Origin of the sequence: Paenibacillus sp. J45TS6, from assembly GCF_018403285.1 — a bacterium.
Taxonomy (GTDB): Bacteria; Bacillota; Bacilli; order Paenibacillales; family Paenibacillaceae; genus Paenibacillus.
The window spans coordinates 79,795-91,978 of record NZ_BOSJ01000018.1 but is presented as its reverse complement, the minus strand read 5'-3'; the positions used below and the strand labels follow the sequence as shown (position 1 = coordinate 91,978).

General features: G+C 43.1%; 10 protein-coding genes and 1 rRNA gene. 1 reads left to right on the top strand and 10 read right to left on the bottom strand.

Translation table 11 applies throughout. The features are described 5' to 3' along the window. From KJS58_RS20685 to KJS58_RS20645, 9 genes are all read right to left on the bottom strand, one after another. Window positions 1-63 (bottom strand): 16S ribosomal RNA (locus KJS58_RS20685); the annotation flags it as partial. A gap of 821 nt (window positions 64-884) precedes the next feature. Next, entirely contained in the window at window positions 885-1,091 is a 207-nt protein-coding gene (locus KJS58_RS20680) for a hypothetical protein (RefSeq protein WP_213535359.1), read from the bottom strand. A 529-nt stretch (window positions 1,092-1,620) separates the two neighbouring features. Beyond that, entirely contained in the window at window positions 1,621-1,785 is a 165-nt protein-coding gene (locus KJS58_RS20675) for a hypothetical protein (RefSeq protein WP_213535358.1), read from the bottom strand. A 401-nt stretch (window positions 1,786-2,186) separates the two neighbouring features. Continuing rightward, window positions 2,187-4,028: an ABC transporter ATP-binding protein gene (locus tag KJS58_RS20670; protein ID WP_213535357.1), complete on the bottom strand. Its 1,842-nt coding sequence runs from the start codon at window positions 4,026-4,028 to the stop codon at window positions 2,187-2,189. Next, window positions 4,021-5,757: an ABC transporter ATP-binding protein gene (locus KJS58_RS20665; protein WP_213535356.1), complete on the bottom strand. Its 1,737-nt coding sequence runs from the start codon at window positions 5,755-5,757 to the stop codon at window positions 4,021-4,023. Before KJS58_RS20665 ends, KJS58_RS20670 begins: the two co-directional genes overlap by 8 nt. Window positions 5,758-6,097: 340 nt before the next feature. Continuing rightward, window positions 6,098-7,651, bottom strand: a complete 1,554-nt coding sequence (locus KJS58_RS20660; protein ID WP_249717720.1) for an acetate--CoA ligase — start codon at window positions 7,649-7,651, stop codon at window positions 6,098-6,100. A 191-nt stretch (window positions 7,652-7,842) separates the two neighbouring features. Further along, window positions 7,843-9,057: an MFS transporter gene (locus KJS58_RS20655; protein WP_213535352.1), complete on the bottom strand. Its 1,215-nt coding sequence runs from the start codon at window positions 9,055-9,057 to the stop codon at window positions 7,843-7,845. A 96-nt stretch (window positions 9,058-9,153) separates the two neighbouring features. After that, window positions 9,154-9,696, bottom strand: coding sequence for a TetR/AcrR family transcriptional regulator (locus KJS58_RS20650; protein ID WP_283771314.1), 543 nt, complete (start codon window positions 9,694-9,696; stop codon window positions 9,154-9,156). Between the two features lie 239 nt (window positions 9,697-9,935). Further along, window positions 9,936-10,406, bottom strand: coding sequence for a GNAT family N-acetyltransferase (locus KJS58_RS20645; RefSeq protein ID WP_213535350.1), 471 nt, complete (start codon window positions 10,404-10,406; stop codon window positions 9,936-9,938). Between the two features lie 409 nt (window positions 10,407-10,815). Here KJS58_RS20645 and KJS58_RS20640 point away from each other — a divergent pair, with 409 nt between their 5' ends. Further along, window positions 10,816-11,658, top strand: a complete 843-nt coding sequence (locus KJS58_RS20640) for a hypothetical protein (protein ID WP_213535349.1) — start codon at window positions 10,816-10,818, stop codon at window positions 11,656-11,658. Between the two features lie 123 nt (window positions 11,659-11,781). Here KJS58_RS20640 and KJS58_RS20635 read toward each other — a convergent pair whose 3' ends face one another. Next, window positions 11,782-12,174 carry a hypothetical protein gene (locus tag KJS58_RS20635; protein WP_213535348.1) on the bottom strand — a complete coding sequence of 131 codons (393 nt, stop codon included), beginning with the start codon at window positions 12,172-12,174 and terminating at the stop codon, window positions 11,782-11,784. Window positions 12,175-12,184 lie beyond the last annotated feature (10 nt).

Below are 12,184 nucleotides of genomic sequence, written 5' to 3'. Positions count from 1 at the left end.
GACTTGCATGTATTAGGCACGCCGCCAGCGTTCGTCCTGAGCCAGGATCAAACTCTCCAATAAAGTTATTGAAAAGAGCGATAAGCTCATTTAGAAAATGCTGACGAGAACTTAAAAGTTCTCTATTCAATTTGTTATGACCAACAAATTGAATTTGTATTGATTCACTCACGAGTTTCACTTACGTAAAACTCCTCGTTGTTCAGTTTTCAAAGATCAATCTCGCTAACAACTTTCGTCGTCAGCAACTTTTATATAATATCATGTCCGGTTCAGAAATGCAAGCTTTTTTTCGAAGTTTTTTAACTTCATTTATGAGGCTTGTTATTCAGTGTGTTGCTTACTGGCTAACTTCTTGGCCGGAATTAGAATATACCATGCTGATATTAATTATGCAAGTACTTTTTTCGAAAAAATTAACTCCATTTTTGAGATGCTGATAATGCAGTATACAAGTCAATCATCACAATCTATTTCTTCTATATATAAGTAATCTTGCGCTCATCGAGGTGCCGTACAACACGCGGAATTATTTTGTCATCGATCGCGTTATTAAAGTTCATAGGAGCAAATTTCTCTGCACCAATGAAAGCTATCGAATTTAGGGAGCGTGATGTCCATGATAACAAGATGAGGTTGCTGATCAAGAAACGAATGCTTGACCTCTTCAAAATCCTCGGTCTCGTCACATGAAACCCCCAAGATTCCAGCCCTGTTTTGAGCACTTCAAATAACGCATTATCATCTTCAACTACGAATATAGTAAACTCCCTATAGTGAACCTCCTTCTATTTTGAAAAATGAAAAAGCAGTCGATGATTGTATCGGCTGCCTCATTGTTTTATTCAACACGTTTAATGTAATACTAAACCGCCTGGAAAAACTCAGAAAGATCCTGCTGCTTGTTGACTACGTGGTATTACACGAATGACGGGATCATTTACATCTACTCCTTGAACTTCCCACTGTGTGGATTCATTCAACCCGTAATGAAGTGTAATTGTTTTTTTCATATCTGAAACCCACAGTTCATCGCCTACAATGGCTGTGATCTCGGCCTTCAGTTCTTCTTTTCCCTCTGTAAACTTCACTTCCCAATCATCAAAAACTAGAGGGGTTAAAGCGGTTTTTTCATCTTTCTCCGTTGTATCCCCTAATAAAATATTGGAGGCTGATATCTCAGCATCTCGTATTACCTGATCGGGTGTAGGTAACTCGGGGCTTCGTTCACTCCCACAGGCTACTAATGCAAGAAATAAAAAGAGTACTAGGCTAATAGTAGTACAGGCTTTTATTACGATGACCCCCTCGCTCTAACTTATCTATTCGTTGAATAGAAGTACACTTCTCTCCTATCTCCTTCGCTGAACACCAGAACTCCTTAACAAAGTTTACCTTTCCACCTTCGCTCAACACGGACTTATTCATGATCCTTGCACCAGTAATCACCTTTAAATAGACAATGTTGCCTCTATAAGAGAAGCAACATTCTCCACTTGCCCACTCCCCGTATCAGGGGAAGCTGTTTTTCATTACTCTACTTTGCTGATTCCAAAAGCGTGACTCCAGGGAATTAGGTGATCTCGAAATCTGAGCGACTTTTGGCTTTGGCTGGACCTCCTACTTCGAAGCAATACTTCGTCCAGTCAAAACAAGCGGAGCACAGAGCTCGTGAACATCGTTTCTCCTTCTACTTACGCTAATCACGGAGCTCATGAACACCGCCGTTCCTCCTCCACTTTCGCTGAGACAGATCTCATGAACACCGTACTTCCTTCCGCGCACCAGTAATCATCCTTCATTGGACACGTTGCTCACCTTAAAGAAGCAACGTTGTCCCCTGCCCACCCCCGTATCAGGGGGAGCTGTATTTCCTTCTCTACTTTGCTGATTCCAAAGGGCGTAACTCAGGAAATAAGGTGGTCTCGAGGTCTGAGTGACTTTTGGCTTTGGCTGGACCTCCTACTTCGAAGCAATACTTCGTCCAGACAAAACAAGTGGAGCACAGAGCTCGTGAACACCGTTTCCCCTTCTACTTACGCTAATCACGGAGCTCATGAACACCGCCGTTCCTCCTCCACTTCCGCAGAGACAGAGCTCGTGAACACCGTTCCCCCTTCTACTTACGCTAATCACAGAGCACCGTTCCCCTTCCACCTTCATAAGCAACAGTAATCTCTACTCCTTTACACCACGTTCTTTTTCAGCTGCCCATGATACAACTCACTATAAAATCCGTTCGCCCCCAGCAACTCCTCATGCGACCCTTGCTCAATCAGTTTCCCATGTTGCATCACAAGGATCTTGTCAGCTTGGCGAATAGTATTCAGCCGGTGAGCAATAACAAAGCTCGTTCGGCCCTGCATCAGGCGCTGCAATCCTTCTTGAATCTTAATCTCCGTTACCGTATCAATACTGCTGGTCGCTTCATCGAGAACAAGCATAGCAGGATTCGCGAGCATTGCCCGGGCAATAGCGAGCAGCTGCTTTTGACCCTGACTGATCCCGCTCCCATCCGCATGAAGTACTTGGTCATAACCCTTCTTCAGTCTAGTGATAAAAGAATGAGCATTAGCCATTTTTGCCGCTTGCTCTACTTCTTCATCGCTAGCATTTAGGCGACCGTAGCGGATATTTTCACGAATGGTCCCCTCAAAAAGGAATGAATCTTGCAGTACAAATGCCATATGAGAGCGCAGACTCTTCCGCTGTATGGTCGTTACATCCTGACCATCTACGGTGATCGTTCCTTGATCTGGACTATAAAACCTCGAAATCAACTGAATCAGCGTGGTTTTACCTGCCCCCGTAGGCCCAACAAGCGCAATCATTTCCCCTGGTTTAGCTTCAAAAGAAATATCCTGAAGAGTAGCTCCCTTTTCTTCATAGCCAAAGGAGACATGTTCAAACTTCACTGCACCTTCTACATGATCGAGTTTCTTAGCTCCAGCTTCATCTATTACCTCAGGGTCTTCGTCCATAATTTCAAAGACTCGCTCCGCCCCTGCAATCGCTGATAAGATCGTATTCCACTGGTTTGCCAGATCATTCAGCGGTCTTGTAAACTGCCGCGCGTACTCAGCAAAAATAATAATGACGCCGACACTAATTGAACCCGAGATCGCCATAATCCCGCCAATTCCTGCAATAATGGCAAAACTAAGATTGTTCAGCCCATTCATCAGCTTGGGGATAAATCCCGAGATCGTCTGTGCCCAAAAACCAGATAGACGAATTCGATCATTTCGCTCTTTAAATGCAGTAAGAACTCGTTCCTCCTGAGAAAAAGCTTTAATAATTCGCTGTCCGGACAAGGTTTCCTCAATATATCCGTTCAGTTCTCCCAAATTACGCTGACGCTCCTTAAACAAAGGACCGGTTCGTTTCGTAATCCAGCGCATACCAAGGGCCATCAAAGGAACGACGGTAAAAGTAAGCAACGTGAGCAGCGGACTCAGTGTCAGCATGACAATAACGACCCCTGCGAGTGTCAAAATGCTGGATGTAATCTGAATAATGGACCCATTCAAGGTTGCACTGACATTTTCAATATCGTTCGTAAGTCTGCTCATAATCTCGCCTTGCTGACGTTTACCGAAGAAAGGAATAGGCAGTCTATGAAGATGTTCAAATAAATCATGACGCATCCGGTATACTGTTTCCTGCGCAACTTCAATCATCCAAATGTTCTGCAAGAAAGCAAAGAGTGGATGAAGAAGATAGACACCGCCGAGCGCCACTAAAAAATACACCCATGTACTATCTCCCTCTCCTTCGAGATACGTATCTACCGCAGTACCAATGAGGTACGGTCCAAGTAATGCTAAGGCAGAAGTAAGAACGACCATAATGAGCACCAAAATCAGCTTGAGCCTTCTTTTTGCGAGGTAATCCCATATTCGGCGCAGCGTCCAAGACCAATTTTTCGCTTTGACTGCTTTTTTTCGGGTTCCCTGTCCAAGCTGATTCGTATCCTTCAGTGCCTCGGAACGTTCCTGGCGAAATGGTTCGGCTAGTTGTTTAAGCATGCTGCGCCTCCTGTCCGTATTGGGATTCATAGATCCGGCGATATAGAGATGATTCTATAAGCAGCTGTTCATGTGTACCGCTCGCGATCAGTCTTCCTTCATCGAGCAGTAAAATGAGATCTGCAGATAAAGTAGATGATATTTTTTGCGTAATAATAAACGTCGTACAGGATAATTCATTAAGCTCATGTAAAAGGGCAGCTTCCGTCTTCACATCAAGCGCACTTGTACTATCATCGAGAATCAAAATTTGCGGATGACGAACGAGTGCTCTAGCAATAGATAGACGCTGTTTTTGTCCACCTGACAGGTTGACACCCCGCTGTCCAAGCATGGTGTCGTAGCCATTTGGCAAGGAGAGGATCGTATCATGGATTTGTGCTTTGCGAGCGGCCTCTTCCATTTCCTCAAGACTTGCACTCTGATTGCCCCAAGCGATATTGTCACGTACGGAACCGGTAAATAGGACCGCTTCTTGCGGTACGTAACCAATCGCGTCTCGAAGTTGTTCCACCGGTATCTCTTGAATATTCTGACCCTGAATCGTAATTGTCCCCTCATTTGGCTCATATAACCTGAGAAGCAGCTGAACCAGCGAAGTTTTTCCCGATCCCGTTGCACCCATAATAGCAATCCGTTCACCAGGCTTTGCCTGAAATGTAATATCACTTAGGACATTCATCTCCCCTTCTGGATAATGGAAATGAACGCCTCTATACTCAATGGTTCCTTGTAATGTTGCCTTACTAGAAGAAATTGAACTCTCCTTGGTATCGTACACATCCGAATCCATCAGCAGCACTTCCTGAATCCGGTTTACGGAAGCATTTGCCCGGGAGAAGGTTGCTACGATCCATGACAGCATCGATAATGCCCCCATTGTACGAACGGCATAGTTGATCACGGCAACGACTTCCCCAAGGGAAGCACTGCCCGTTGCTACAATCTCTTTGCGTCCAAACCATAAGATAAACAGAACACTTGCGTTCATGAGAAGCATAATAAAAGGCATGGTTGTCTCTGCGAGACGCTGAGCTGACATCGTTGAAGTCATTAACTTATGTATCGAACGGCCAAATCGTTCTACCTCATGACCCATACGCACAAACACACGAATAAGCCGTATACCAATGAGGTTTTCCTGCGCTACTCCGTTCACTTCATCCAGCCGATTCTGTACATTCCTAAAGAGAACAGATACCTTTTTCATAATGAAGAAAATAAAAATGAGCAGGATAGGCACCGTGACAGCTAGAAACAATCCCAATCTCACATTGACGATCAGTGCCATAATGACACTGCCGATGACAACCAGCGGTAACCTTGTTGCGAAACGCAAGCTCATAAATACCGTGTCCTGAATTTGTGTAATGTCTCCAGTGAGCCGAATAATAAGTGAAGACGTAGCAAAACGGTTAAAAACCGCGTAAGAAAACGCCTGTACTTTTTCATACAAAGCTTCCCTAAGATCTGACCCAAACCCCTGACTGGCATGCGCTGCATAAAAAGAACTCGAAATCCCTGCTACAAAGGCGATTACCGCACTACCTAGCAAGAATCCGCCCCATGTCCATACAACGGTTAGGTTCTCCTGCTGAATTCCATCATCAATAATCTTCTGAATGAGATAAGGTTGAATCAGTTCTACCATAAGCTCGAGCAGCAGCATAAAGAGTGCAGCGATTGCGGCTACCCGGTATTTCCGTAAATAAGTAAACACTAGGGCCATATTCATTCCTCCGACGTTTGAAGCATATATTATTGATCTCTGTATGTCTCTACTCCGGTTTTACCCCAAATCATACACTAATATCCATATTATAGCGTATACATCCACCTCATTCTTCACTCCAGGAAAATTAAACTATATAAAATCAGGAAATTCAGATACGTTCAATTCATTTCGGTCTTTTCGGTCTTACCAAAATAAAAAAAACCGTAGGCAAAACTAGATTAAGCTAGTTTGCCTACGGTCTAAACTGCCGGGATTATCTAAGCAGCCTTTAAGCTATAATAAAGGTCATTCCGTTCCATTATAATTCGGAATCGAAATCCCTCTTTTTTATATATCATGCCTGATTTGCTCTTTGTTTCTCTAACATACGAAGTTCAATCCGGCGAATCTTGCCTGAATTTGTTTTAGGTAGCTCACTAATAAATTCAATCTTACGCGGATATTTATAAGGTGCTGTCATTTGTTTTACATGGTGCTGAAGCTCTTTGACCAGAGAATCCGATTCTTCTACTCCTTCTTGCAGCACAATAAAAGCCTTCACGATATGTCCGCGTGTCTCGTCCGGACTTGCTACGGCAGCACACTCTTTTACCGCAGGATGCTTCATCAGCGCTTCTTCCACTTCAAACGGTCCAATCGTATAACCAGAGCTGATGATAATATCATCGCCGCGGCCTTCAAACCAGAAGTACCCTTCTTCATCGATGCTTGCGCGGTCTCCTGTCAGGAAATACTCCCCTTTTATACTCTGTTGCTTCCGATTCTCATCTAAATAATAGGCACTAAAGAGGGCTGGCATTTCTCTATGAACGGCAATGTTCCCTACTTCTCCAGGAGGAACCAGCTGTCCTTCATCATCGACTACCTGAACAAGTCCTGGAGACATGGACATGCCCATCGAACCTTTACGGAAAGGCATATCTTTCAGGTTACCGATCAAGAGCGTACTTTCCGTCTGTCCATAGCCATCCCGAATCGTAATATCAAAATGGCGCTGGAAGCTGCTAATCACTTCGAGGTTCAGCGGCTCACCGGCTGACACTGCGCTGCGCAAGCTGGATAAATCATACTGACCGAGTCCATCAAGTTTTGCCATCAGTCGATATTCGGTAGGTGTACAGCAAAGCACATTTATTTTGTAATCTTGCAAGAACCGTAAATAACGTTTCGGTTCAAACGAACCACTGTATACAAATCCCGTTGCTCCATTTCCGAGTACAGAAAGGAACGGACTCCAAATCCATTTTTGCCATCCAGGGGCTGCCGTAGCCCACACCATATCTTGGGATTTGATATCAAGCCAAGACGAAGTAATGCGAAGATGAGCGTAACCCCAGCCGTGAGTATGAACAACTCCCTTAGGATTGCCCGTTGTACCTGAGGTGTACGTCAGAATTGCGATATCATCCCGGTGTGTATCCACCGCTTCGCGTACCTCTGGCTGGCCTTCCATCAGTTGATTCAGCATACGGTATCCCGCTTTTTCTTCTCCTGGTTCAGCAGATACAGCAATTCGGTATGCCAAAGAAGGGATCGTTTCTTCCATCTTATCAACTTCATCCGTCACACTGGACCATACAATGACAGCGCGAGCTTTCGAATGTACAAGCCGATAAGAAAGGTCTTTGGCTCTCAGCATCTCAGAAGAAGGAATAATAACAAGGCCAAGTTTCAAACAAGCGATATATATTGCGTATGCAATTACATTTCTAGGTACCATAACAAGTACCTTGTCACCTTTTGTTAGACCAAGATCTGCAAGGCCGCCTGCAATTTGGTTTGCTTTTTTAAGCAAATCCCCATAAGTTACTTCCTCTTCATGTTCATGCTCATCCAAGCACTTGAGTGCAACGTTTTCAGCCGGATGATGTTCCATTTCTGATGTCATATTATATTGTTCCGGTGCAATCCATTGCTCGTAATTCACGCTCATCGTCTCCTTAGGGTCAAGTAGGTATTAGGACCATTATAACATTTGTTAGTACCAGGTGCTAACAATTAGATTTCTTGGCTTACTTTTTTGCCCAGGAAAATAACTTTATCGGTCCCACTCTTACCATACCTCCAGCAGATCTAGCTTTATGGGGACTCTAATTCCTCGTCTCTAACCGCTGGGTTCTTAAATCGAATCAACAAACCTGGGAGCACACTTACGCAAATGATAGCTGCTGAAATCAGGTATACCGTAAGTAAAGATGTTGCATTCATGAGAAGACCTGTAACCGAAGATCCAATCAGAATGGCTCCCATAAATAACGGCATAATGGTTCCACCTACTCGGCCAATCATGTTTTCTTCAACCTGTGCAACCATAAACGTCGAGATGACGACATTGATAAAAGCTAAACTGATAGCACCAAAAAAGCTGATCGTAAGAGTCAAAGCAAACGCAGTAGATAAAGCTTCACCTATGGTTGTAAGTGCCATCACACATATTCCTGCAACAAGAAGAAACGTTTGATTTATTTTTTGACCTATAAAGGCGGCCATTCCGCTTCCTATAAGCAGTCCGAGACCTGATATTCCCGAAAGATAGGAAACATAAGTCGCATCGAGTTCTAATCTATCCGTAACGATAAAGATCTGTAAGGGACTGACCAATCCTTCTGCGAGACCTACAATGGCGAACACTACGGCAAGCCATTTTAGAGAAGGCGTTCTTAATATGAAGCGCCACCCTTCCAGCAGATCTTCGTATAAAGAGTTCTGTTTTTCTCTTTCCACAGTAGTTGACGGCAAAAAAGTAAGCAATACAGCGGACGAGATAAATAAGAAGAGTAAGATATAGAGGGAGGCTTGCAGTCCAAGAGTGGTATAGATGAATGTCCCAAGCAGAGGACCCACAATAATAAACAGTGAATGAAGGCTTTGTGTGAGTGCAATCGCGGTCTGAACGTGCTCTTCAGGAACGTTCCGTTTAAAGATTTTAGCGGAGGATGGCTGGGAGAACTGGCTCACGATGGCAGATACAAAAGTTGCTGCATACAGCACCTGCCAGTACCCGGCCCAGAACAAGGCAAGAATCAGAACGATGGAAAGTGTGCTTAATACATCACCCCATATCATCGTTTTTTTAGGATTCCAGCGATCTGCAAATCCCCCGCCAATGAAAGAAAAAACGAAAATGGGGACATATTCTAAAACCGTAATGAGCGAAACAGCGAAGGGGTCTCCCCCTGTACGTTCTACAATAAAATACAAGATCGCCATATTCCGTATCCAAATTGCGAGATTTTGCAATAAATCAGAACCCGTTACGATTAAAAATGACTTGTTGCGCAGCAGTTGATTCATTTTCCCTCTCCTTTTGCACACGTTTTTAGACCGACTGTTCGGTCCATTAATGTAGAAAAGAAAAACTGATCTTTCCCATCAGTTCTCTTTTGTCACCTATTCGGTAGGTGCTTCTATTCCGGTCAATAATATTTCTATTCCTTTTTTGTATAGACGCCGTATCTCTTCTAAGTCTTTCTCGAAATAAAGCGTACTCATTCCGTTTATTAGTCCATTAAGGACATACATGATGTCACTCGAACTGTCTTTCTTCAGTTCCCCGCGCTCCATACCTCGTATAATCAACTGTTCATATGCCTTATAAGGAAGCCGTGTCACCTCCAACATATCATTTAGCATATCCTCTGTAACAACTTGGCTGGACATGAATTCATTAACCGCATGAGTCAGAGGATTGTTCATATCATCTACATAGTGATCTGCGAGAGCAAAAAGTTTTTCCCGGGTGGTCACATATGCCGCTTCCTTCGCCATCCAGGCTTCCATCCATTCCTCATTATTCAGCTTGATGAGATACATAAACATCTCTTCTTTGCTCTTAAAATGATAATAGATGCTGCCCTTACTTCGGCCTGTAACTCGACAAACCTCTTCCATTGACGCAGCATTGTATCCCTTTTGTGAAAATAGATCCTTGATCTGATGAGCGATATCTTTTTTAATTTGAGTTGCATCTTTTCTGCGCTTGACCTCGATGAAAACCGTCTCCTTTCCCTAAACCGACTGTTCGGTATAATTATAATATATGGAAAAAATGGATGTCAATACGAAAAACCCTTATCTTCGCTAAGATCATATCATCTCAGCAATAATAAGGGATCATGATATTCTTAACTATACTTTAACCATACAATAAATGGTTGTATTTCAATTCACTCTTACGAGAGCATCCCTTTATACATTCCAGGAACAGAACCTTCAATCACGGTAGCACCCGTTTTTTTTTCATAAAATTGGGTCGGCCCTGCTCCTCCAATAATCGCATATCCGTAGCCTTCCTGCTTCATATAATCCAGCGCATACAGCAGCAGCATTTTTCCAATTCCGCGTCCACGCTCTTTCTCATCCACTCCGGTAGGACCAAAAAAACCTTTAACCGTAGCGTCATAACAAGCAAATCCAAGCATCTTACCGTTCTCTACCGCGACAAGACAGGTAATAGGCGACCTGGCAAAAGCAACTTCCGCTTCACTTACCCATCCCTTTCCAAAATGCTTTCCCACCCAGTCAGCAACAACGTGCTTCTCTGGTGCGATCGCACGGCGGATCGTAACCCCTGTACGCTGTTCATAACTTCTTAGTGGTTCTACTTCAGGCAAGTCATATAGTTTCACAAGCATATCGGGCATAAGGAGTACCTCCGCTGATTTTTTGCATCGATGTTGAACAAGAATAATCTTATACAGCAATCTGTTCGACATAGAGCAGGTATATTTGGGATTTATTCTATAAGTATACTCGGATGATGGTCTTAATGGCATGTTCTAATACGCTGTCTATTTGCAAAAACTTGCGATTTTATGTCTGAAACCTATACATCTATTTATATAAATTTGAATCAATTTCATAACCATTTTGATCTATATATACTTCTGATTAAAGCAACGAAAGGTATTATAAAATTGATTCAAATTAATAAAATATTATATATTTTACCTTTCTATCCGATATAACCTCTGTCCGAGGTAGTCGATCGCTCTAGTTCGGTAGACTGATAGAAGGATACTCGGGCGTAACCATTTTATAGGAGGTTATTGAATGAGATGTGAGAATTGTGGTTATGAAAACGGACAAGGTGCCTACTGCGCAGAATGCGGTGCCGCCAGTAGAAGAAGGATTACGAATCCGTCACACATAGACAGCAATGAAGAAGCAAGGTTCTCCACTCAGGATGGATACAGAGATTCCGTAATAAAAGGAGGTCAAGTTGCAGCTGAAGGAAGAGCCAAAGCCAATCCCCTGCAATCACTTGGGCAAAACGAACGGGTTCAGCAAGCTGCAGAAGTAAGCAGACAGTATCTTTCCTTTTTTGTAAAAGCACTGCTAAGACCTTACCAGACGATGCGAAATGTACAACCGGCACATGCACTACACAGCTATATTACAATGAGCTTGATTTCGATTCTTACTGCCCTCTTCTCCATGCTTGTGCTGAACAGAGTCAGCTTTGGATATGGCACCAGCTTTATGAGCGGGTTTATGAAGCCCTTACTGTTTACAGGAATTACACTGCTTGTTGGCTTAGCCATTGTTTACGGTATGACAAAGCTATACCGAACAAAAGCGGACTTTAAGCAGGTCGCAGCGGGATATGGAACCCTGCTTATTCCTTCTGTAGCATCAATTCTGCTAGCGAATCTCCTGTTTATGGTGCATCTTACAAACCTATCCCTGGTTTTAATGGGGATTGCGTTTCTCATTGCTTTTGTAGCCGTAAATATAAGTGTTTTTACATATCCAGTTTTGCAGACGAACCACCAGACAGTAGATGTCACCTATGCGCTAATCATTGCTAACCTTATCTTGTTCTATCTAATCTACAAAATTGTTAGTTCTATTGTACTGTCTGTGCTTGGCGGCATGATGGCCAGCTTTTTATAGTGTAATCGGTACCCTAAGTTAGAAAACAAAGAATCTTTAGTGACATAGAAAAAATCCCCCTGATCATCTAACAAAGTAATAACCTTGATGGAATGACAGAGGAATTTTACATTGTAATCCTAGTTATAGATTAGCGATCGTTATTATGTACGTAAATAGCTTAGCCAGATCTCTTGAGGCATTCGGTCCCAGCTGAAGAGCAGGTTTGCCAGAACTCATCATAATATCACCATAGATTATGCCCCAGTCACTTGTAAATTTCGGCTTTACTGGCTCTGGCGGTTCAAGACCGTAATCTCTTCTTAATCGCTCTTCTATTTCCTTTGATAATGGCAATCCCTTTCCCTCATCAGGGTTGTTTACCCGCTCCACCTTAGCAGATAACGTACTAAGAGTTGCCATTTGTACCTTGGTATTCGTCACTTCTTGTGCTTCTGCGGTTTCAAGTTGAAACAATAAGAGAATCGCACAAAAGAAGGCAAAAATCATTCCTTTATTCTTTTCTTTTCTCCCCATTTTAAAACAT

What these genes read in the sequence shown, in the direction of transcription:
- KJS58_RS20670 (WP_213535357.1), bottom strand. Translation starts at nt 4,028, where the DNA reads ATGCTTAAACAACTAGCCGAACCATTTCGCCAGGAACGTTCCGAGGCA.
- KJS58_RS20665 (WP_213535356.1), bottom strand. Translation starts at nt 5,757, where the DNA reads ATGGCCCTAGTGTTTACTTATTTACGGAAATACCGGGTAGCCGCAATC.
- KJS58_RS20660 (WP_249717720.1), bottom strand. Translation starts at nt 7,651, where the DNA reads ATGACATCAGAAATGGAACATCATCCGGCTGAAAACGTTGCACTCAAG.
- KJS58_RS20655 (WP_213535352.1), bottom strand. Translation starts at nt 9,057, where the DNA reads ATGAATCAACTGCTGCGCAACAAGTCATTTTTAATCGTAACGGGTTCT.
- KJS58_RS20645 (WP_213535350.1), bottom strand. Translation starts at nt 10,406, where the DNA reads ATGCCCGATATGCTTGTGAAACTATATGACTTGCCTGAAGTAGAACCA.
- KJS58_RS20640 (WP_213535349.1), top strand. Translation starts at nt 10,816, where the DNA reads ATGAGATGTGAGAATTGTGGTTATGAAAACGGACAAGGTGCCTACTGC.
- KJS58_RS20635 (WP_213535348.1), bottom strand. Translation starts at nt 12,174, where the DNA reads ATGGGGAGAAAAGAAAAGAATAAAGGAATGATTTTTGCCTTCTTTTGT.